Genomic DNA, 23,884 nt, shown 5'->3' with positions numbered 1-23,884 from the left:
AATCTATTAGGCTTTTATATTGCGTTTATATATATGATTAATGTAATAAAATACAAATATACTATAATATATATATTATAATAAGTAAAATTTATTAATGTAAAATAAAATAACAATATATAGTAAAATAATTTTAAAAGAGTACTGGAATGAAATTATAAGGGGGAGGTATAAATATGATAATTGAAGGTAAAGTTTTAATTGCGCAAGGTGGTGGACCAACTGCTGTTATTAATCAATCTCTAGTTGGTGCGGTTTTAGAAGCAAGAAAATTTGCACAGGTAACAAAAGTCTATGGTGCTATAAATGGAGTAAATGGGATAGTTAATGAAAATTTCCATGATCTTAGCCGTGAGACAACTCATAATTTAGAGCAGGTGGCAATGACTCCATCATCTGCACTTTTATCTACAAGAGATAAACCAGATGAAGAATATTGTAAGGAAATATTTAAGGTCCTTAAAGCCCATGAAATAAGATATTTCTTTTATATTGGAGGGAATGACTCATCAGATGCAGTTAGAATAGTAAATCAGCAAGCTATAATTTCAAATTATGAACTTCGAGCAATTCATATACCAAAAACTATAGACAATGATCTCATGATTAATGACCATACCCCTGGATATGGATCAGCAGCCAAATATATTACCAATGCATTTATTGGGGCTAATCTTGACAATAGAGCGCTACCAGGAATTTATATAGGGGTAGTAATGGGACGTCATGCCGGTTTTTTAACGGCCGCCGCAGCCCTTGCTAAAAAGTACGAAGATGACGGGCCACATTTAATATATGTACCTGAAAGAGTTTTTAAGATAGAGCAATTTTTAAATGATGTAAAAAAAGTTTATGATAAATATGGAAGATGCGTAATTGCTGTTTCAGAAGGTATTCAGGATGAAAAAGGAGTACCAATAATTGCAAGTCTTATGGAAAGAGTAGAAAAAGATGCTCATGGAAATATACAACTTTCAGGAACAGGAGCATTAGGTGACCTTTTAGGTAAGTACATTAGGAAGAATTTAAATATTAAAAGAGTTAGATCAGATACATTCGGATATCCTCAAAGATGTTTTATGGGATGTGTCTCAGATGTAGATAGAAACGAGGCTCGAGAAGTAGGAGAAAAAGCTGCACAGTATGCACTTTGGGATAATGTTGGTGGTTCAATTACTATTCATAGAACAGGACATTATTCTGTAGATTATAGACTTACTCCACTAGACCTAGTAGCAGGTAAGACAAAGGTAATGCCTGATAATTTTATTAATAGTGAATGCAATAATGTGACTGAAGCATTTATAAATTATGCTAGGCCATTATTAGGATCAGAAATGCATTACGCACACAGACTTCGAGCATCTAAAGTACCAAAAATTCTAAATAAAAAAGAGTAGGGTGTAGCAATTGATGGTAAAACTTAAATTGAAGGATTATATGGAGTTAGAGATTTTATTATCAAGGACTAACTCTAAATAATCTACTCACAAAACAAATTAATATTTAATTTTTTGAACTAGAAATTATATTTTCTTTAATTTTACTTAAGGCATAATCAAGCGTAGAATCTAAATTATTATTGTTTTTTCCACCGCCTTGTGCAGAAAATTCACTTCCACCACCCTTACCATCTATAAGAGTTATAGCATCTTTTAAAAGGGAATCCATTCTTATGATTTTTAAATCTTTCGAACACATGAACAAGAGGTTTGCTTTATCTTGAAGTTTTACCCCAAATAAAACTATAACTTTTGGCGAGGTTACTAATTTTGTTGCTAACATGGTAGCATATTTTAGGTCCATTTTATCATAAATGAATTTAAGTATCCTAACATCATCTATTTTTTCAGCTTCTTTTAACATGTTTTGAACTTCATATGTAGCAACTGTTGCACTTAGTACTCTACTCGTAGTAAGTGCCTTATTAAGCTCACCTGTAAGAGTCTCAACTTTAGATATAACCGTGTCATTATTGCAGGATAAGAGTTTAGACATTTTCTCAATGGCTTCAAATTTTAAAATATAATCAGAAACCGCTCTTTGTCCACATATAAATTCAATCCTTATGCCAGCTTTATATTTTTCAAATTTAATAATTTTAATTATTTGGACTTCTATAGTAGAATTTGGATATAAATCTTGCGATGGATTTACATCAATATCACCGATTTTTATAATTCTAACTTTTTCACCGGATTTCACTGGAATTTTTTTTAGTGATAATTTTTTTAGTTCTGGGTTTGTTAAATAGAGAACTTCTACTTTAATATTTTCAAAAACTATATCGTTAGCCTTTTTCTCACAAGCTCTAAGTTCATCGAGACCGATAGCTTTATCAAGGGCAATGGTTGAAGAGGTTAAACCAAGGTGAAAACCAATAGTAGTTAGATTAAATAAATTAGAAATACAGGCTGACAGTATATGCTGACCTAAATGTTGCTGCATATAATCATAGCGTAAATCAAAGTTGATCCTACATTTAACCTTATGAATTTTCAAAGGTTTCACTTCTAATACATGATATATTTTATTGTTTTCTTCGTATACGCTTATAACTAAAGAACCATTTATATGTCCTGTATCGCTTGGCTGGCCAGTACCTTTTGGGTGAAAATATGTTCCATTTAATTCAACATGATATTTGTTTTCTTTTTTTATTATATCTACTATTTCAGCTGTAAATTCTGTTTTATATTGATCTTCATAGTACAACTTTTCCAAACTTAAACATCTCCTTTTGTCAGTTATGTGGAGCTTTAATCTATATTGTAACATAAAAAAAATATGGTTATATCTTTAAATTTTCATAAGTTTTTTATTTTTAATCATTTTAGGGGGAGGCTCTTGCATATATTTAATATTATTAAAAATAATTTTATATTAGGGGGTATTAAATGGATTTTAAAAACATAATAGAAAATGATAGAGGAAACAAGGTCAAAGATAAATTTGAAGGAACCTTTTTAGAATATTTAGATATTATTAAAGCAGATCCTGATAAGGCTAAATTATCGCATAAGAGGATGTATGACACAATAATAAAAGGTGGATATGAAACCTTAAAACCTGAAGAAAATCCAAGAATAAGAAAAATATATGGTAACGATGTTATAAAAAGATATGGATTTTTTAAAGATGACTTTTTTGGAATTGATAAAGTATTAATGAAACTGGTTAGTTACTTTTATTCTGCATCTATGAAGGGAGAGGAATCTAGGCAAGTATTGTATTTAGCGGGACCAGTAGGGGCTGGAAAGTCATCACTTGTGGAAGCTTTAAAGAATGCTTTTGAAAATACGGATCCAGTATATGTTTTAAAGGGATGCCCTATGAATGAAGAGCCACTTCATTTAGTACCAAAACATTTACGAGGCAAAATTGGAGAAATGCTCAATGTGAAAATTGAAGGGGATCTTTGCCCAGCATGCAAATATAAATTAATTAATGAATACAATGGAGAATATGAAAAGTTCCCTGTTACCACTACATCATTTTCAGTAAGATCAAGAAAGGGTATAGGTGTTGTCCCACCGGTTGATCCAAATAATCAAGATACTTCGATTTTAACAGGATCAGTTGATATATCCAAAATGGATATATATTCAGAGGATGACCCAAGGGTTTTTTCTCTTAATGGAGCATTTAATGTTGGTAATAGAGGGATGGTTGAATTTATAGAAGTATTCAAAAATGATGTTGAATATCTTCATACAATAATAACCGCGACTCAAGAAAAATCAATACCATCACCAGGAAAGGGGTCTATGATTTATTTCGATGGTATAATTATTGCCCATTCTAATGAAGCAGAATGGAATAGATTTAAGTCTGATCATACAAATGAAGCCATTTTAGATAGAATTGTGAAGGTGGAGGTTCCTTATTGCCTTGAACTAAATGAAGAAATTAAAATATACGATAAGATACTTAAAAAGAGTAATTTTAAACCTCATATAGCACCACATACTATTGAAATTGCTGCAATGTTCGCATTGCTCTCAAGGTTTAAACCATCAAATAAGGTAGATCCTATAACAAAGCTTAAGATATATAATGGTGAAGAAATAGTAGAAAATGGAACTACTCAGAAAATAGATATTAGTGAATTAAGAGAAGAAGCTGGACTTGACGAGGGTATGCATGGAATTTCTACAAGATTTATAGTAAAGGCTATTGATAATGCTATTTCGGATTCAGATTCGGATTGTATAAATCCGCTAAGCATTATGGAAAGTATAATTAAGTCTGTTAGGGAAATGGATATAGCTGAAGATGAGAAGAAGAAGTATATGGGCTTTATTCAAGATAGTATTAGAAAGGAATACAACAAAATATTGGAGAAAGAAGTAACTAAGGCTTTTATACACAGCTACAAGGAACAAGCCGAAAGTTTATTTGATAACTATATAGATAATGCAGAAGCTTTTGTTAATAAGGCGAAATTAAAGGATAAAGCTACTGGTGAGGAACTTAAGGCTGATGAATCATTTATGAGGTCAATAGAAGAACAAATTGGAATATCTGTGAGCTCATCTAAGGGTTTTAGAAGTGATGTAACTTCATATATGTTTTATGTAGTTAGGAATGGTGGGAAAATTAAATATGAGTCTTATGAGCCTTTGAAGGAAGCAATAGAAAAGAAGCTAACAAGTTCAGTAAAAGAATTATCAAGGATTATAACTAGGTCTAGAGTTCGCGATAAAGATCAAGATGAAAAATATAATGTAATGGTTGAGCAAATGAAGGCTAATGGGTATTGTGATCATTGTTGTGATGTAATACTAAAATATGCTGCTAATAATTTATGGAAGGACTAGAATCATGGCAATATTTAGAGACTATAATGTAACTCCCATAGAGCACGATAGAGCTTCGGAGGACAGAAGAAGGCATCGTCAGCTTGTTGAAAAATCTATTAAAGAAAATCTGGGAGATATATTGTCAGAGGAGAGTATTATTGGGCAAAGTAAGGATAAAAAAATTAAGATACCAATAAAAGGATTGAAAGAATATGAATTTATTTTTGGTAAAAATAAGGGGGGAGTTGCAAGCGGTGACGGCACGGAAAAAAGAGATCAAGTAATAGGAAAAGAAAAAGCACAGGGGGAAGGAAAAGGAGGAGGTAAAGCAGGTGACAAAGAAGGGGAAGATATCTATGAAACTGAGATAACCCTTGAAGATGCTCTGAATTATCTCTTAGAGGATTTAGAACTTCCTGAAATGGATAAGAAGAAATTTTCAGAAGTTCTAACAGAGAATGGTATAAAAAGAGCGGGTTATCAAAAACATGGTATTAATCCACGTCTTGCTAAAAAAAGAACAGTAGCCGAAAAGATTAAAAGGCAGCAGGCGAAAAATAAAGCTTTAATGGAAGAATCTAAGGGCGATGAAATTGAAAGGTTGCCATTTAAAAATGAAGATTTAAGATATCATAGAGTTAAAAAAGTTTTAAAGAGGGAATCAAATGCAGTTATTTTATGTGTAATGGATGTATCGGGATCAATGGATACTACAAAAAAGTATTTAGCGCGTTCATTCTTCTTTATTTTATCTCAATTTATTCAATCAAAATACTCAAATGTAGAGGTTAGTTTTATTGCACATACAACTGTTGCACAGGAAGTAAATGAAGTTGATTTCTTTCATAAAGTTGAATCAGGAGGTACGTATATTTCTAGTGGACTAAATAAAGCTTTAGAAATAATTGATAAAAGATATAATCCAGATAATTGGAATGTGTATGTTTTCTACGTAAGTGATGGAGATAATTGGGCAGAAGACAATGAAAAAGCTATAAAGGCTGCAAAAAATATTTGTGAGGTAAGCAACTTGTTTGGTTATGCGGAGCTTATGAATAGTTATTATTCTGCTTCTATGAAAGATGTATTTTCAAAGGCGGTAACTAATGAAAATTTTCTAACAATCGAAATAAAGCAAAAACAGGATTTATGGCAAGGGCTTAAATATATGTTAAAAAAAGATGGGGTGAGGTGATATGGGTTTGGACTATACCTTAAAAGATTTAGAAGACTGGAATGAAAAAATTGAGGATATAGTAAAACAAACAAGGCTTAATTATTATCCTCAAGAATTCGAAATTATTGGGTATAAAGATATGTTAGCTTACGAATCTTATTTTGGGATGCCTTCAAGTTATCCACATTGGAGCTTTGGTAAATCATATGAAAAAAATAGTACAACATATAAATATAATTTGAGCGGATTACCATATGAGATGGTCATAAATTCTGATCCTTGCATTGCATACTTAATGAAGGAAAACACACTATTGCTTCAGATATTAACTATAGCTCATGTTTATGGACATAATGATTTCTTTAAAAATAATAGGCTTTTTAAGGAGGGAACCAGAGCTGCATCTACTGTTGAAATGTTTAAGTTTCATGCAGATACGGTAAGAAGCTTTATAAATGATCCAAGTATAGGATATGAAAAGGTAGAGAGAATACTAGATGCGGCCCATGCCATAAAGTTTCAGACGAATAGAGTTGTTGGGGCAAAGAGAATAACTGATGAAGTTTTAAAGCAAAGAATTTTGGACGATTATAAAAATAAGAATAAAGTTCATGATAATTTAGATAAATATTCAAAATTAGAATTTCCAGAGATAAATAAAATACCATTAGAACCAGAGGAAGATCTTTTATATTTTATAATAAAATATGGTGATATAGAGGAATGGGAAAAAAGTTTACTCGAAATTGTAAGGAAAGAAACTGCATATTTCATTCCTCAAATAGAAACAAAAATAATGAATGAAGGATGGGCTAGTTTTTGGCATTATAATTTACTGAAGCAGCTTAAATTATCAGAGGGACTTCATTTAGAATTTATTAAACGTCATAATGATGTTATAGCTCCTGGGCAAGGAACTATAAATCCATATTTCATAGGTTTTAAAATATTTGAAGATATTTTAAAAAGATATGGAATGGATAAAATATTTGAAGTTAGAGAAATAGAGAGAGATGAATCCTTTTTAAGAAAGTATTTAACAAAGGAATTATGTGAAGAACTTAATCTATTTGAATATGCGGCTACCAATGGAAATTATGTAGTTAAAGAAGTTGCTGACGATAACGGCTTTAAAAGTATTAGAAATACTTTAGCTAGTTCTTGTGGAGCAGGCGGGATCCCTATTATTAGAGTAACAGAGATGTCTCAAAAGGACAAAACACTAATACTCGAACATGTTTATGATGGTAGAGAATTAAACAGCACTTATGCAGAAGCTACACTAAGGTATATATATGAGCTGTGGGGGCACACTGTAACATTAAAAACAACACGAGTAGGAAATAAAATTAAACTTATATGTGATGACGAGAAAGTAGTTATAAAAATAGTATAGATTAAAATTGTAGACTGTACTGTAAAAGGTACGGTTTTTTTATATAACTTGAAAGTTACATTTTAATATGGGATAGAAATTTTCGTTAGTTATAATTTGATTATTATTGGTGATTGGCATATCATATATATTGGAGTAATAAAATTATAGATAAGGGTATTAATATTAAGAAAATTATAGAGCTAAGGAGAATCTTATGAAAAACAAAAAAATATTATTAGCTAATTGCCTATTACTATTGGCATTATTGTTATTTATCCTAGTGCCATTTTGGGCGATTAAATTATTTGGATTAGTTCGTCCTATAAGCGAAAATGTTTCATTACTTCTTTCAGGTAGTGCTAGTGTTATAGTTTTTGGAGGAGTTGCTTTACTATACTGTATAATTACTAAAAGAAAGTTTAAAAATGTAATGGTAATAAAGAAAATATCTATAAAACAAGTTTATCTAACTATATTTGTATCGTTGGGTACTTATATTTTTGCTATGGGTATTAACGCTATGACTATTAAGTTATTTCCATTTGCAATAAAAGATGGTACTCAAATATCAAATCTATTAAGTGGTAGTACAATGTTACTCGGATTACTAGTTGTAGTTTTAGTTCCAGCATTTTTCGAGGAAATATTCTTTCGAGGGATTTTTTTAGATGCTTATGATGGGGTAAATAAAAAAATAAAATATTTTATAATAACATCAATATTCGCAGCTTTTCATGGAAATGTAATGCAAATTATGTACGTTATGTTTTTAGGATTTATTTTATTAATGGTTAGGGAGTATACAGGATCGATAGTTGGCAGCATGACACTTCATGCAGCGAATAACGCAATATCATTTATTTTAAGTAAGGTATTAATGAATTATATGAACAATGTAATTGAGAGTAGCGCTTTAAAATCAGCACAGGAAGCTAATATTCCATTCAGGGCAGTATTGATTCAAGCCACAATGGCATTTTTAATTGGGGGAGCTATAATATATATAAACCTAAGAAAACTTAAAGAGTATAAAGATACTGATAATAGAGCTAAAAGAGTAGAGCGAGAAGAAAATAATGATACTTTAAAATACGTAGTAAGAGATGGAAATTACATGGCAACATATGGAGAAATAAAAGATGGAAAAGCCTCAAATTTAACAAAATATATACCACTAGCCATATACTTTGTTTCTATGGCAGTGCTTGTTGTAAATAAATATTAGATGATTAAGAAAGGGGATAATATGAAATATAAAGATTTACCAAAAATTGATTTGCATTGTCATTTAGATGGCAGTGTTAGGCCGGAAACAATAATTGACATAGCAAGAAGCGAGGATATAAAAATCCCGTATTATGATGTTTATAATATCACAAAAGAATTGACTGCTCCAGAGGAATGCAAGTCCCTCGATGAATATTTAAAAAGATTTGTAATTCCTAATTTAGTAATGCAATCAAAAGAAAGTTTGAGAAGAATTACATTTGAACTTCTTGAGGATTGTGTTAAAGAAAATGTAAAATATATTGAAGTTAGGTTTGCACCATTACTTCATGTAAATAAGGGATTAACTATAAGTGATGTAATAGAGAGTGTAATAGCTGGAATTAAAGACGCAGAAGAGAGATATGATATAAAGGGAAATGTAATACTTTGTTGCATGAGATTTATGTCTGCAGATAAAGCAGTTGAAGTTGTAAAAGCTGGCGCAAAATATATATCTAAAGGAGTAGTTGCTATAGATTTGTGTGGAGCTGAAGATGATGGATTTTGCAAAAAGTTCATAGAACCTATGGCACTAGCTAGAAAATATGGGTATAGAGTAACTATCCATGCAGGTGAAACAGGAATAGGTAAAAATGTGCTGGAAGCAGTGGAACTTTTAGGAGCAGAAAGAATTGGCCATGGAGTATTTATTAAAGATTGTATTGAGGCTTACAATATTGTAAAAGATAAAAAAATAACTCTTGAAATATGTCTAACAAGTAATATTCAAACTAAGGCTGTTGATGAAGCATGTAACCACCCAATTTATAATTTTTATAATGATGGAATAAAAGTAACGGTAAACACTGACAATAGGACTGTATCAAACACAAACATGACTAAGGAATGCGAAGTTTTATTTAATGAATTTAACATTACTTTTAATGATTATAAACAAATATACCTTAATAGTGTAAATGCAGCTTTTGTTGACTTAGAAACAAAGGAAGTCTTAAGAAGTTATATTTAACGGCATTTCAGAAGGGAAATCTCACATTTCTATAAGTGGGAGTTAACTACCTTAGCAGAAATAAAATTTAAGTTGGAATATAAATATCCTTCTGAAGTCGTTAACACATCTCCGAAGGAGATGATTTAAGTATGAAAAATGGAGGATGAAAAATGCTTGCGAAACTAAAGAAAATACAGTATAATTCACCAGTCATATTAACTTTTACGGGTCTAGCACTTGCTAGCTATTTATTAAGTTATTTAACAAATGGAATGCTTAATAGAGTGATATTTTCAAATTACAGAACTTCTTTCCTGGATCCAATGCAATATATAAGACTATTTTCTTATATATTGGGTCATGCTAATTGGGATCACTTTTCTGGTAATTTTATAATAATTCTAATAATAGGACCAATGCTCGAAGAAAAGTATGGTTCAAAAGTTTTAGTACAATTAATACTCGTAACAGCTTTAGTTACAGGTTTAATAAATACGATTTTCTCAAATGATGCACTTCTAGGGGCGAGTGGTATTGTTTATATGTTTATTATTTTAAGTTCATTTACAAATGCACAGAAGGGGAAAATTCCATTAACTTTAATTATTGTGTTTTTTGTATTCATTGGTAGAGAGATTTTTGCAGGAGCTTTTTCTCAGGATAATATATCTCAATTTGCACATATTATAGGCGGAATATGTGGAGCACTATTTGCATTTAAAATTGAGCATAAAAAACATGTATAAAAATAAAGGAAAAAAATTAACATTATTAGATATTATCTATAATTATAGATAATATCTAATAATGTTTTATGGAAAGAATTTAATTAGAGCAGATAAAGGTACAAAGCATATTTAAAGATAGCTAAAAATTAAACTATAACAAAGAGTTATTAAAAAAAAGATAACGATTTCACTATTGCATTATGAAAAAAATTAGATTATAATGAAGTCAGAAGGTTCGTTATTGTTAACGTGAACAAAAAATAAAATTTAATTAAGGAAAAGGTGAAGTATATGAAAAAATTTATGGATGAAAACTTTTTATTATCTAATGACACAGCGATAAGTTTGTATAATGATTATGCAAAAGATATGCCTATTATTGATTACCATTGTCATCTAAGTCCAAAAGAAATATATGATAACAAAAGATTTAAAAATATAACTGAAGCTTGGCTATATGGAGATCATTATAAATGGAGAGCTATGAGAAGTAATGGTATAGATGAAAAATACATTACTGGAAATGGTAGCGATCTTGAAAAATTTATGGCATGGGCTAAAACATTGCCAATGGCGATAGGTAATCCTCTTTATCACTGGACACATTTAGAACTTCAAAGATATTTTGGAATACATGAGGTCCTAAACGAAAAGACTGCTCCAGCTATTTGGGAAAAGGTAAATATATTACTTAATGGAGAAGGATTTGGCGCAAGAGATTTAATTGAAAAGTCAAATGTTAAAGCTTTATGTACAACTGATGATCCAATAGATTCACTAGAGTATCATATAAAACTTAAAGAGGATACGAAATTTACTGTAAAGGTTTTACCAGCATTTAGGCCTGATAAGGGACTTCAAATAAATAAAGATGCCTTCCTTCCATGGGTAAAGAAACTTGAAGAAGTATCTAAAATAAATATTAAAAACTATGGTGAGTTCTTAAAAGCTCTAGAATCAAGAGTGAGATTTTTCCATGAAGTTGGATGTAGAATATCAGATCATGCAATGGATAGCATAACATATATGGAAGCTTCAAAAGAAGAAGTGTCTAACATATTTGCGAAAATATTAAAGGGTGAGACTGCAAGTGCTGATGAAGAAAGTAAATACAGAACATTTACTCTACAATTTTTAGGTAAATTATATTCTGAGCTTAAATGGACAATGCAGCTTCATCTTGCAGCGCAAAGAAATAATAATACAAAAATGCTTAAACAGCTAGGACCAGATACTGGATTTGATTCTATTAACGATGAGCAAGTTGCTTATCCTTTATCAAGATTATTGGATTCATTAGAAAACAGTAACTCGCTTCCTAAAACAATATTATACACTTTGAATCCGAAAGATAATTATGTTTTAAGTACAATGCTTGGAAACTTCCAAGGAACTGAAGTTCCAGGAAAAATACAATTTGGTGCTGCTTGGTGGTTCTTAGATAATAAAGAGGGCATGATAGAACAAATGAAAGTGCTTGCTAATACTGGATTATTAAGCCGTTTCGTAGGAATGTTAACTGATTCAAGAAGTTTCTTATCTTATACAAGACATGAATACTTTAGAAGAATATTATGCAATTTAATTGGTGAATGGGTTGAAAATGGAGAATTCCCAGATGATAGAGAACTTTTAGGAAATATTGTTCAAGGAATATGTTATAACAATGCAAAACAATACTTTGGAATAGATTGTTAATGTAAATAATTAAAATATAACATTGTTGTTTGTTAGCTATTTTTCAAACAAGAAAGACTACAGGGATATTTGACATAAGGTTAGTGCAACTTATATACTTTGAATATGGGAAGCGTTATAAACAATTAAGTAAATAATAAATGTTGAGTTAAATCGTTTCCTATATTCTTTTTATAAGTATATATAGGTGCATAGGGGTGTTAATAATGGAAGTTACAATAAAAGACATAGCTAAAATTGCCAATGTTTCACATACTACTGTTTCGAGAGCGTTAAATAACAGTCCTTTTATAAGTGACCTGACTAAGGCTAAAATAATGACAATAGCAAAAGAACTTAATTATGTGCCAAATTATAGCGCTAAAAGTTTGGTTTTAAATAGATCTTATAACATAGGACTTATTTTTACAACTATTAGTGAAGCAACTTCATCAAGGTTCTTTTATGAAACTATAAGTGGTGTTAATAGTGCTATAAAAGAAAGTTATAATATAGTCGTTAGAGGAATTGATGATTATAAAGATTTTACTTCTGTTAACCGCAAAAGATTTGACGGTATAATACTTATGAGTCAAAGTAATAGCGATAATTCTTTTATATACTATTTAATGGAGAAAAAAATACCATTGGTAGTGCTTAACAGGTATATAGATGAAAGTTCTATAGTGAATATATTATCATCAGACAAAAAAGGTGTATATGAAGCTGTAAACTATCTAATACAAAATGGACATAAAGATATAGCTATAATTGAAGGTAAAAAGGGATTTAATTCTACTACAGAAAGAAAAAATGGATTTTTAGATGCATTAATTGAAAATAAAATACAAATAAATAGCAAATATATAGTTGAAGGAAATTATACTATTGGAAGTGGATATACGGCCATGAAAAAGTTACTCTGTTTAAGTGAAATTCCAACAGCGGTATTTTGCTCAAATGATGAAATGGCAATTGGGGCAATGAAGGCTACAGCTGAGGCAGGCCTTAATGTTCCAAATGATATTTCAATTATGGGGTTTGATGGAATGCAGCTGGGTGATTATTTAACACCAGCGCTAACTACTGTTAGAAGACCTATTATTGAAATAAGTAAGAGAGGTGCAGAAAAACTTTTATCTATTATAGAAAATAATACTGACGATGGCGAAAAAATATACATTAGTACAGAGCTTATTAAAAGGGATTCTGTTGCTAAATTAACATAATACTCCTTTAAGCTGCAATTGAATTTAATTATCATAAACAAATGTTACTCTAAAATGATTTAGTAGATATGAGGAGGTAACAAATTGAAACTTGAACAAAATGAATTAAAGAATTTTGAATTTTGGGAAGAACATGCTTTTGAATTGCCTAAGTACGACATAGGTAAGATGATAAAAGATACTAAAGAAAAGCCTGAATGGTTACATTTTGGAGCAGGAAATATATTTCGTGCTTTCCCGGCTGTCATTTGTCAAGAATTATTAAATAAAGGTATATTAAATACCGGCATAATAGTTGCTGAAGGATATGATTATGAAATAATTGAAAAAAGTTATAAAAAATTCGAGAATCTAAGTATTTTAGTAACTTTAAAAGCTGATGGAACATTAGAAAAAAAAGTAATTGCAAGTATTGCAGAATCATTATGTGTAGATAGAAACAATTTACACGATTTTAATAGATTAAAAGAAATATTTAGAGCTAAGACCTTAAAAATGGTTTCATTTACAATTACAGAAAAAGGATATAGCTTGAAAAATGGTAATGGCGAATTTTTAAAAGATGTTGATAAAGATTTTGAAAATGAACCCACAAAAGCTACGAGTTATATTGGAAAGCTTACAGCATTATGTTACGAAAGATTTAAAAATGGAGGATTGCCATTGACATTAGCGAGCATGGATAATTGTTCGCATAATGGTACAAAACTTGAAAATGCTATAACTACATTTGCAAAACGCTGGACAGAAAATAAGATGGTAGAATCTGAATTTTTAACTTATGTAACACAGAATTTATCTTATCCTTGGAGCATGATAGATAAAATAACCCCAAGACCTGCAGAGTCAGTTATAAAAATGTTGAGTGAGATTGGGATTGAGGATACAGAAGTAATTATGACTTCGAAAAATACATATATAGCGCCATTTGTTAATGCAGAGCAGCCACAATATTTAGTTATCGAAGATAATTTTAAAAATGGTCGTCTTCCACTTGATAAAGCTGGTGTTATCTATGCAGATAAAGAAACTGTTGATAAAGTAGAAAAAATGAAAGTTTGTACTTGCTTAAATCCTCTCCATACGGCGCTTGCTATTTATGGATGTTTATTATCTTATAATAAAATATCAGATGAGATGAAAGATAATGAACTTGTAACATTAATAGAGAATATAGGATACGTGGAAGGATTACCGGTTGTTGTGGACCCGGGTATTATGTCTCCTAAAGACTTTATAGATGAGGTGATGAAGGTACGGCTTCCAAATCCATTTATGCCAGATACGCCACAAAGAATTGTTTGTGATACTTCACAAAAATTGGGTATACGGTTTGGTGAGACCATTAAGGCTTATATTAATAATCCTGATTTAGATGTTAAAAATCTAACATTTATACCACTTGCTATAGCAGGATGGTGTCGTTATCTAATGGCTATAGATGACGCAGGAAATGGTTTTGAATTAAGTCCAGATCCCATGCTAAAATCATTAACAAATATAATAAAAAACATTAAAATGGGTGAAACTAAAAATGTTCATAAGTATCTAACTTTGATTTTATCTAATGAATCAATTTTTGGTGTTAATTTATATGAAATAGGACTAGGAGCAAAAATTGAAGATTACTTTAAAGAATTGAGTAATGGTAAAGGTGCTGTTCGTCTTACATTAAAAAAATACTGTAACTCTAAAATATAGAATATAAAGTATGAGTTATAGTGGGTTTAAAAGTGGGAAGCTCCAAAGTGAGCTGAAATAAATCCAAATAAGATAGATTTATTTAAAGAATATTGGAATTTTTAAGAAAAATTGCTTGAGGTATGTTATAATATGGTGAGATAGTATATTCAAAATATAAAATAAGAGGTGTAAATTATGGAAAGAATAAAAATAGTACAAAAATTAACAGAATATGGAATCGTGGCAGTTATTAGAGCAAACTCTAAAGAAGAAGGCGTAAAAATTGTAGATGCTGTTACAAAAGGCGGAATTAATGCAATTGAAGTTACAATGACAGTACCAGGTGCAATAGACGTAATAAAAGAATTAACTGAAATATATAAAGATAATGCAGAAGTACTTATTGGAGCAGGAACAGTACTAGATCCTGAGACTGCAAGAGCATGTATTTTAGCTGGAGCAAAATATATAGTAAGCCCAAGCTTAAATCCAGAAACTATAAAATTGTGTAATAGATATAGAATTGCTGTTATGCCAGGAATTATGACAGTAAAAGAAGCTATCGAAGCACTAGAACTTGGAGTTGAAATAGTAAAAGTATTCCCAGGAAATGTTTTTGGACCACAAATAATAAGTTCTTTAAAGGGACCATTACCACAAGCTAACTTTATGCCAACAGGTGGAGTATCACTTGATAATGTTAAAGATTGGATAAAAGCAGGAGCAGTAGCAGTAGGAACTGGTGGAGATTTAACTCGTGGAGCTAAAACAGGAGATTACAAATTAGTAACTGAAACTGCTGCTAAATTTGTTGAAGCAGTTAAAAAAGCAAGAGCGTAGAAACAATTAGGTTACATATGAATAAACAAAATATATATAAAAAATAAATAAGATATTAACTACATGGCATACCTAGGGTGTGCCATGAATTTATAGGAGGCAATAATATGGGAAAATTTATAACATTCGGTGAAATAATGCTTAGACTTGCACCAGCTGGTTTTGAAAGATTTGCACAAGCAAAAGAATTTGGAGCAGTTTATGGTGGCGGAGAAGCAAATGTTGCTGTTTCACTTGCAAACTATGGTAAGGATGCATACTTTGTAACAAAACTACCAAAACATGAAATAGGTCAAGCAGCAGTAAATGAACTTAGAAAATATGGTGTAAGTTCTAGTATGATAGTACGTGGTGGAGATAGAGTAGGTATTTATTATTGTGAAAAAGGAGCATCTCAAAGACCTTCTAAAGTAATTTACGATAGAGCTTATTCAGCTATTGCAGAAGCAAAAAGAGAAGATTTTAATTGGAAAGAGATATTTAATGGCGCAGAATGGTTCCATTTTACAGGAATAACACCTGCTTTATCTGATGAATGTGCAGCTATAACACTAGATGCAGTAAAAGCAGCTAAAGAAGCTGGAGTTATGGTAAGTTGTGATTTGAATTTTAGAAAAAAACTTTGGAGCAGTGAAAAAGCTGGTAAAGTAATGGGAGAAATAGTTAAGTACTGTGATGTAGTTATAGCAAATGAAGAAGATGCAGAAAAAGTCTTTGGAATTAGTGCAGAAGGAACAGATATAACAGGTGGAACAATCAATGGTGAAGGTTATAAAGAAGTTGCAAGAAAACTTACAGATAGATTTAACTTAAAGTATGTTGCGATTACACTTCGTGAAAGTTTTTCTGCTTCAGATAATGGTTGGTCTGCAATGTTATATAATGGTAAAGAATTCTATAGTTCTAAAAAATATAGAATGCATATAGTAGATAGAGTTGGTGGCGGAGATTCATTTGGTGCTGGTCTTATATATGGTTTAACATCAGGTTTAACAAATCAAGATGCTCTTGAATATGCAGTTGCAGCTTCTTGCCTTAAGCATACTGTAGAAGGAGATTTCAATCTTGTATCAAAAGATGAAGTAGAGACACTTATGAACGGTGATGCTTCTGGAAGGGTGCAAAGATAAATATGGATGTAATTACTTTTGGAGAGTCTATGGTCTTATTTGGTCCAGATTCTTCGGGGCCATTAAGATATGTTCAGAATTTCAATAAATCTATAGCAGGTGCTGAGTCTAATGTTGCAATAGCACTTGCAAAACTTGGACATCAGGTTGGTTGGTTTTCAAAACTTGGAGACGACGAATTCGGAAGATACATTCAAACTACAATAAGAGGCGAAGGCGTAGATGTGTCCAGAGTAATTTTTGAGCCTGGTAAAAATACAGGCATATTATTTAAGGAAAGATTTATGCATTCTAATCCTAATGTATATTATTATAGAAAAGGGTCGGCAGCGAGTACATTGAGGCCTGAGGAATTAGATGCAGCATATATTAAAAATACAAAAATACTTCATATTACGGGTATAACACCTGCACTTTCTGAGAGTTGCAAAAAAACTTTATTTAAGGCTATAGAAATTGCAAAAAGTAATAATGTTTTGGTGTCTTTTGACCCTAATATTAGACTTAAATTATGGAACCAGGAAGAGGCAGTGCCAGTTTTACTCGAAATTGCAAAACAGTCAGATATAATCTTCCCAGGGATTGATGAAGGGGAAATGCTCCTTGGGCTTACAAAACCTGAAGATATTGCACAAGGTTTTATGGATATGGGATGTAATATTGTAGCTGTAAAACTTGGAAAAGAAGGCTGTTATGTAACCGATTCAGTAAATCAACTATATGTAAATTCATATAGATGTGAAAACCCACAGGATACTGTTGGTGCTGGTGATGGATTTGCTGCAGGTTTTCTTTCGGGGATGTTAAGCAAATTAGATTTAAGAGGATGCGCAGAACATGCAAATGGAGTTGGAGCTATGGCGGTCCTAGTAAAGGGAGACATGGAAGGTTATCCAAATAATGAACAACTTATGGCATTTATTGGAAAGACTAAAACGATCGAAAGATAGGGAGGAATAAAAATGAATTTAAATAAAGAGACATATAAGGAATATAAACAGTATCCTGAAAGAGTGCTTCAATTTGGAGAAGGAAATTTTTTAAGAGCTTTTGTTGATTGGCAAATTGATAAAATGAATAAAGAAGCAGGATTTAATGGTAGTGTAGTAGTAGTTCAACCTATTGAAAATGGTTTAGTAGATAAATTAAACGAGCAAGATGGTCTATATACTTTATACTTACAAGGCATGAACGAAGGTAAAGCAATTGCAGAGCATTCAGTAATTAATAGCATAAGCCGTGGTTTAAATCCTTATACACAGCATGATGAATATATGAAGATTGCTGAAAATAAAGATTTAAGATTTGTATTCTCAAATACAACAGAAGCAGGAATTGCATATGATGAAAACGATAAGCTAGAAGACAAACCTCAAAAAAGTTTCCCAGGAAAATTAACAGCACTTTTATATAATAGATTTAAATTTTTTAACGGACAAAAGGATAAGGGATTAATAATGATTCCTTGTGAGCTAATTGACAGAAATGGTGATAAACTTAAAGAAATAATTCTTAAGTATGCTAAACTTTGGAATTTAGAAGGAGAGTTTGCTCTTTGGATAAATGAAGCTAATACTTTTTGTTCAACACTTGTTGATAGAATAGTTCCAGGTTATCCAAGAGATACTATAAAAGAGATAACAGAGGAACTTGGATACGTGGATAATTTAGTTGTTGTTGGAGAGCATTTTCACCTTTTCATTATAGAAGGACCAAAATGGATTGAAAATGAATTCCCAGCAAGTAAAGCAGGCCTTAATGTTATGTTCGTTGAAGCAATGGCCCCATATAGAACAAGAAAAGTAAGAATACTTAATGGATCACATACATCACTCGTACCAGTATCATATCTTTATGGTTTAAATACAGTTGCAGAATCTGTTGACCATGAAGTAATTGGTAAATTTATTCGCGACACAATTTATGAAGAAATAATTCCTACATTAGATCTTCCTAAAGAAGAGTTATCATATTATGCAAAAGTTGTTCTTGAAAGATTTATGAATCCTTTTGTTAAACATTATTTAATGAGTATCTCTTTAAATTCAATGTCTAAATATGAAACAAGAGATTTACCTTCATTATTACAATTTGTAAAAGTAAAGAATGAATTACCAAAAAGATTAGTATTTTCTTTAGCTGCACTTATGGAATTTTATAAAGGCAAAAGAGGAGAAGAAATAATCAAATTATCTGATGATGTTGATGTTTTAGAACTTTATAAAACTCAGTGGGATAAATGTGATGGAAGTGAAGTAGGGTTAAGAAAGCTTGTAACTACAATACTTGCATACAAGAAAGTTTGGAAAATGGACTTAAATGAAGTTAAAGGCTTAACAGAAGCAGTAACACATAATTTATTAAACATTGAAAAAAATGGAATTAAAGAAGCTATTAAAGAAGTTCTTTAATAACATTTAGAAAATAAAATCCCCTACTTTAATTAGTGGGGGATAAATACTATCTCCATCTAAAGCCGTTAATATTATAGCTACGAAGATGATATATTATGAAAGTGAGGAAATGCTTATGAAAAATGTAATACGGATAAATGAAAATGATAATATAGTAGTTGTGCTAAAAGATTTATCAAAAGGTGAAGTTATATCCATAGGCAATAAAGAAGTAACATTAAAAGAAGACGTTAAAAGAGGACATAAGATAGCTACTGCGGATATTAGTTTGGGTGGAAATATTATAAAATATGGATTTCCTATAGGGCATTCAATTGTTGATGTTTTTAAGGGAGAATGGGTTCATACTCATAATATAAAAACAAACCTAGATGGAATAAAGGAATATACCTTTAACCAAAAGCTTATAGAAAATAGTTATAAAAATAGAAATTTGACTTTTAATGGCTATAAAAGAGAAAATGGGAATGTAGGCATTAGAAATGAGCTTTGGATAGTTCCAACTGTTGGTTGTGTAAATGGTATAGCTGATAGAATTATCGATAGGTTTAAAGAAATGGTAGGTAATTTATCTATAGATAACGTTTTAGTATTAAAACATAATTATGGTTGCTCACAACTTGGTGAGGATCATATAAGTACAAGAACAATACTTGGTGATGCAGTTAAACATCCCAATAATGGTGGAGTTTTAGTATTAGGACTTGGATGCGAAAATAATACTATGGTAGATTTTAAAAAATCTTTGGGCGAGTTTAATGAAAAAAGAGTAAAGTTTTTAATTTCTCAAGAAGTTTCTGATGAAATACAAGAAGGAGCTAATCTGCTTGTAGAACTTTATGAAAATATGAGGACAGATAAGCGCGAAGTCTGTAGTTTATCAGAACTTAAAATAGGTTTAAAATGTGGAGGTTCTGATGGATTTTCAGGTATAACTGGTAACCCTCTTGTAGGAAAATTTTCGGATTTCCTTGTAGCTCAAGGTGGAACTACAGTTCTTACAGAAGTGCCTGAAATGTTTGGAGCGGAAACTCTTTTAATGGCTAGAGCAAAAAATGAAGAGGTATTTAATAAAACTGTTCATTTAATTAATGATTTTAAAGAATATTTTATGAAGTATGATCAACCGGTATATGAGAATCCTTCACCAGGAAATAAAGCGGGAGGAATAACTACCCTTGAAGATAAGTCTTTAGGTTGTACACAAAAAGCAGGTACTGCTACCGTGGTAGATGTGCTTAAATATGGAGAGACGTTAAAAGAAAAAGGACTTAATTTATTAAGTGCTCCAGGTAATGATTTAGTGGCAGTTTCTGCCCTAGCATCAGCTGGTTGTCAAATGGTCCTCTTCACAACAGGCAGAGGAACTCCATTTGGAAGTTTTGTACCTACAATGAAGATTTCAACAAATACTCAAATATTTGAATTAAAACCTCATTGGATTGATTTTAATGCTGGAAGTCTAACTCAAAATATGACTTTAGATGCTTTGAATGAAGAATTTATAGTATATATAATTAAAGTAGCTAGTGGAGAACTCGTAAACAATGAAAAGAATAATTTTAGAGAACTCGCTATTTTTAAGAGTGGAGTTACATTATAAGTCTCCATAATTACCGTTGTTGTCGCCTGATATTATGACGACAATAACGGGATTAGTTTTTTGTTATTAATGTTAATGGATATAAGCAATTTCAAAAAAATAAATTTTAAGGAGTAATAAATGATAATTAATAAATTAAGTAATGCAGAGCAATATTATGGTATATCGCAAAGAATTGAAAAGGGATTAAAATATCTTAAAAATACAGATTTGGCAAAGCTTGAGATAGGTAAATATGAAATTGATGGGAAAAATATTGTTGTTGTAGTTTCCGAATATGAAACAAAAGACATTGAAAAGGGCAAATGGGAAGCACACAAAAAACATATCGATATACAATTTGTAGTTTCAGGAAAAGAAAAAATAGGATATGCTTATATTAATGAAATGAAAGAAAGTAGCGAATATAATGAAGAAAAAGATGTTATTTTCCTTAAAGGTGAAGGAGATATGTTATTGGTGAATGAAGGTACATTTGCTATATTTGCACCAGAAGATGTCCATATGCCAACTATTAATGCCGGAAATAGCCAACATGTTAAAAAAGTAGTTGTAAAGATTTTAGTGTAGATTTTATTTGAACATTGCAAATATCAAGGTTAGGTACCATGATATTTGCAATAAATATTAAATGAAATCTAGAATATTAAGTTTGATTGTTAAAAAAACTACAATTTAAAAATAATTATGTTAACGATAACAATTTTTATTGATTTTTAAAAAAAATAAGGTTATAATTAAAAATAAGTAATTGTTCACGTTAACAGAAAGTACATTTAATCTTGGAAATGGAGGTAAAATATAGAACTTATTGTAAATTAGTCAAGCATAGACAGCACTACAACTAATATTGTAATAAATATAAAAAAATGGTTTATGTATGGACTTATGTAAAAAGATGTTAACGTGTGCAAGAGTAAATTAAGAATAATATTTATTGTTTTATTTTGTGAATATAAATCATAACTAAAGAAATAATAATTGAAATGAACTTTTCGAAGAATATAATTTTAATTAACAGAAGGAGCATAAAATGAAAAAATTAACTTTAAAAGAAAAAATTTCATATGGATTTGGTGATATGGGAAATGGATTTATGTTTGACATGGGTCAATTGTATCTACTTAAGTTTTTTACAGATATTGCAGGAATTCCAGCAGCTGTTGCAGGAGGCGTCTTTTTATTTACAAAATTATTTGATGCAATAGTTGATCCACTAGCTGGAACTTTTATTGATTCAAGAAAAGGAAAACCTGGTGCAGGAAAGTATAGACAAATCATGCTTTTAGCCAGTATAATCCTTGCAATTATATCCGTATTTGTATTTTTAGCACCTAATTTTTCACTTGAAGGTAAAATAATATACGCATATGGATCATATATGGCTTGGGGTGTTGCATACTCATTTACAAATATTCCTTATGGAACACTTGCGGCCACTATGACCCAAGATCCTCAAGAAAGAACATCACTTGCATCTTTTAGGCAATTAGGTAGTACTATGGCTTTGTTAATATCAACGGTAGTTGTAGTACCTCTTGTTGCAAAATTTAATAATCCAAACTTGGGATGGCCAGTTGCCATTGGTATTATGGCACTGTTTGGTATAGGTGCATTTTATGTAACATTTAGAAACTGTAGAGAAAATATACCAGTAGCTAAAGTAGAAACTCAAAAAATAGATTTTAAAGATATAGTAAAAACAATATTTACAAACAGACCACTACTTGTACTAATTTTAATGACAATATTCTCAATTTCAGCCTTTAACCTTAGATCAGCAATGTTATTATATTTTTGTCAGTATAATCTTGGTAACAAGGGATTAATGGCTTATGTAGGATTTGTTGCTATAGGTTGTTCATTGCTAGGTGTTGTGGCTATGCCAATATTATCAAAGAGATTTGGTAAGAAAAATACAGTTATAATTGGATTTGCAATAAGTATTATTGCTGATTTAGTAAACTTTATGATTCCACTACATTTAGTTACATTTATAATACTTCAAAGTATTGCATATTTCGGACTAAGTATTCCTAATGGAATGACTTGGGCATTAGTTTCTGATGCTATTGATTATGGTGAATGGAAGACTGGAGAAAAAAGAGGAGCTATAACTTATTCCGTATTTAATTTTTCAAGAAAAATAGCTCAGTCAGTGGCTGGATTCGCCGCTGGAATTGGTTTATCATTAACAGGATATATACCAAAGGTAGCACAAACAGCAGGTGCATTATTTGGTATAAAGGGATTACTTCTATTGTATCCAGCTTTTGCTCTTGGAATTGCTATACTTGTAATCAGTACATTATATAATTTAACAGATAAAAAATATCTTGAAATAGCAAGTGACCTTAGAAAAAGAAACTCATAGAAATAAATGGATGAAAACTATTACAAAATATGAATTTAATGTTACAATTATATTAAGATATTAAAAAAAAGGGGAGATTTAATATGAATTTTGATAATGATTGTTTTTATTGTGTTAAGGACGCGCGACTTACAAATTTAATGATTGAGGTATGTAAGCTTGAGGCTTCAACATTATATTTATTTAAAGAACAGACTTATAAAGGGAGATGTGTTGTAGCATATAATGGTCATAAAAGTGAAATTTTCAATCTAACTGACGAGGAACGCTCAAAATTTATGGGTGATGTGTCAAGAGTAGCAGGGGCTTTAAACAAAGCTTTTTCACCTGATAAAATTAACTATGGCGCTTATGCTGATACAATGACGCACCTTCATTTCCATATAGTTCCTAAATATAAAGGTGGACCTTCTTTTGGCGGAACATTTGAAATGTCACCTAAAGACAAAGTGCTTCTTAAAGATGAAGAGTATAATTTATTAATAAACAAAATCAAAGAAAATTTATAAATTACAGTATATAAATAGAAAACTTTTATTTAGAAAGGACAGGCCTTTTCGGGTCTGTTTTTTTTGAACTTAAATGTTGTAATACATATTAACTAATGGTATAGTGTAGATAAGCCGTT

General features: G+C 30.7%; 19 protein-coding genes. 18 read left to right on the top strand and 1 reads right to left on the bottom strand.

Going from position 1 to position 23,884, the window contains the following annotated elements; translation table 11 throughout:
* The first annotated feature begins 176 nt into the window (after positions 1-176).
* Entirely contained in the window at positions 177-1,400 is a 1,224-nt protein-coding gene (locus LL038_RS11725; RefSeq protein WP_216120397.1) for a 6-phosphofructokinase, read from the top strand.
* A 106-nt stretch (positions 1,401-1,506) separates the two neighbouring features.
* Here LL038_RS11725 and LL038_RS11720 read toward each other — a convergent pair whose 3' ends face one another.
* Positions 1,507-2,724, bottom strand: coding sequence for an alanyl-tRNA editing protein (locus LL038_RS11720; RefSeq protein WP_216120399.1), 1,218 nt, complete (start codon positions 2,722-2,724; stop codon positions 1,507-1,509).
* Positions 2,725-2,897: 173 nt separating this feature from the next.
* Here LL038_RS11720 and LL038_RS11715 point away from each other — a divergent pair, with 173 nt between their 5' ends.
* The 17 genes from LL038_RS11715 to LL038_RS11635 all read left to right on the top strand — a co-directional run bounded on the left by LL038_RS11715 (position 2,898) and on the right by LL038_RS11635 (position 23,765).
* Complete coding sequence (locus LL038_RS11715; RefSeq protein ID WP_216120401.1) at positions 2,898-4,820, top strand: PrkA family serine protein kinase; 1,923 nt, start codon at positions 2,898-2,900, stop codon at positions 4,818-4,820.
* Between the two features lie 4 nt (positions 4,821-4,824).
* Positions 4,825-5,997: a sporulation protein YhbH gene (gene yhbH / locus LL038_RS11710; RefSeq protein WP_216120403.1), complete on the top strand. Its 1,173-nt coding sequence runs from the start codon at positions 4,825-4,827 to the stop codon at positions 5,995-5,997.
* Between the two features lie 7 nt (positions 5,998-6,004).
* Positions 6,005-7,375 (top strand): SpoVR family protein, encoded by a 1,371-nt coding sequence (locus LL038_RS11705; protein ID WP_216120555.1) that lies wholly within the window; start codon positions 6,005-6,007, stop codon positions 7,373-7,375.
* Positions 7,376-7,571: 196 nt separating this feature from the next.
* The gene (locus LL038_RS11700; RefSeq protein ID WP_216120405.1) at positions 7,572-8,582 is read left to right on the top strand and encodes a CPBP family intramembrane glutamic endopeptidase; all 1,011 of its coding nucleotides are present in this window, start codon (positions 7,572-7,574) and stop codon (positions 8,580-8,582) included.
* Positions 8,583-8,603: 21 nt separating this feature from the next.
* Entirely contained in the window at positions 8,604-9,596 is a 993-nt protein-coding gene (add, locus tag LL038_RS11695; protein WP_216120407.1) for an adenosine deaminase, read from the top strand.
* 152 nt (positions 9,597-9,748) lie between these two features.
* Positions 9,749-10,324 carry a rhomboid family intramembrane serine protease gene (locus LL038_RS11690; RefSeq protein WP_216120409.1) on the top strand — a complete coding sequence of 192 codons (576 nt, stop codon included), beginning with the start codon at positions 9,749-9,751 and terminating at the stop codon, positions 10,322-10,324.
* Between the two features lie 273 nt (positions 10,325-10,597).
* Positions 10,598-12,004, top strand: coding sequence for a glucuronate isomerase (uxaC, locus tag LL038_RS11685; RefSeq protein ID WP_216120412.1), 1,407 nt, complete (start codon positions 10,598-10,600; stop codon positions 12,002-12,004).
* Positions 12,005-12,210: 206 nt separating this feature from the next.
* Positions 12,211-13,212 (top strand): LacI family DNA-binding transcriptional regulator, encoded by a 1,002-nt coding sequence (locus LL038_RS11680; protein ID WP_216120414.1) that lies wholly within the window; start codon positions 12,211-12,213, stop codon positions 13,210-13,212.
* Positions 13,213-13,296: 84 nt separating this feature from the next.
* Positions 13,297-14,913, top strand: coding sequence for a mannitol dehydrogenase family protein (locus LL038_RS11675; protein ID WP_216120416.1), 1,617 nt, complete (start codon positions 13,297-13,299; stop codon positions 14,911-14,913).
* Between the two features lie 177 nt (positions 14,914-15,090).
* A complete protein-coding gene (locus LL038_RS11670; protein ID WP_216120418.1) occupies positions 15,091-15,735 on the top strand; it encodes a bifunctional 4-hydroxy-2-oxoglutarate aldolase/2-dehydro-3-deoxy-phosphogluconate aldolase in 645 nt (214 codons plus the stop codon).
* Positions 15,736-15,842: 107 nt separating this feature from the next.
* Positions 15,843-16,865: a sugar kinase gene (locus LL038_RS11665; protein WP_216120420.1), complete on the top strand. Its 1,023-nt coding sequence runs from the start codon at positions 15,843-15,845 to the stop codon at positions 16,863-16,865.
* A gap of 2 nt (positions 16,866-16,867) precedes the next feature.
* Entirely contained in the window at positions 16,868-17,815 is a 948-nt protein-coding gene (locus tag LL038_RS11660) for a sugar kinase (RefSeq protein WP_216120423.1), read from the top strand.
* Positions 17,816-17,827: 12 nt separating this feature from the next.
* A complete protein-coding gene (locus tag LL038_RS11655; RefSeq protein WP_216120425.1) occupies positions 17,828-19,276 on the top strand; it encodes a tagaturonate reductase in 1,449 nt (482 codons plus the stop codon).
* A gap of 118 nt (positions 19,277-19,394) precedes the next feature.
* Positions 19,395-20,882: a UxaA family hydrolase gene (locus LL038_RS11650; protein WP_216120427.1), complete on the top strand. Its 1,488-nt coding sequence runs from the start codon at positions 19,395-19,397 to the stop codon at positions 20,880-20,882.
* A 120-nt stretch (positions 20,883-21,002) separates the two neighbouring features.
* Entirely contained in the window at positions 21,003-21,452 is a 450-nt protein-coding gene (locus LL038_RS11645) for a YhcH/YjgK/YiaL family protein (protein WP_216120429.1), read from the top strand.
* 463 nt (positions 21,453-21,915) lie between these two features.
* A complete protein-coding gene (locus tag LL038_RS11640) occupies positions 21,916-23,256 on the top strand; it encodes a glycoside-pentoside-hexuronide (GPH):cation symporter (RefSeq protein ID WP_216120431.1) in 1,341 nt (446 codons plus the stop codon).
* Between the two features lie 83 nt (positions 23,257-23,339).
* Complete coding sequence (locus LL038_RS11635) at positions 23,340-23,765, top strand: HIT family protein (RefSeq protein WP_216120432.1); 426 nt, start codon at positions 23,340-23,342, stop codon at positions 23,763-23,765.
* Positions 23,766-23,884: the final 119 nt, after the last annotated feature.

The sequence above is a fragment of the Clostridium estertheticum genome (assembly GCF_026650985.1).
Taxonomy (GTDB): Bacteria; Bacillota; Clostridia; order Clostridiales; family Clostridiaceae; genus Clostridium_AD; species Clostridium_AD estertheticum_C.
Note: the sequence above shows the minus strand (reverse complement) of the source record. Positions and strands in the feature narration are given on the sequence as shown.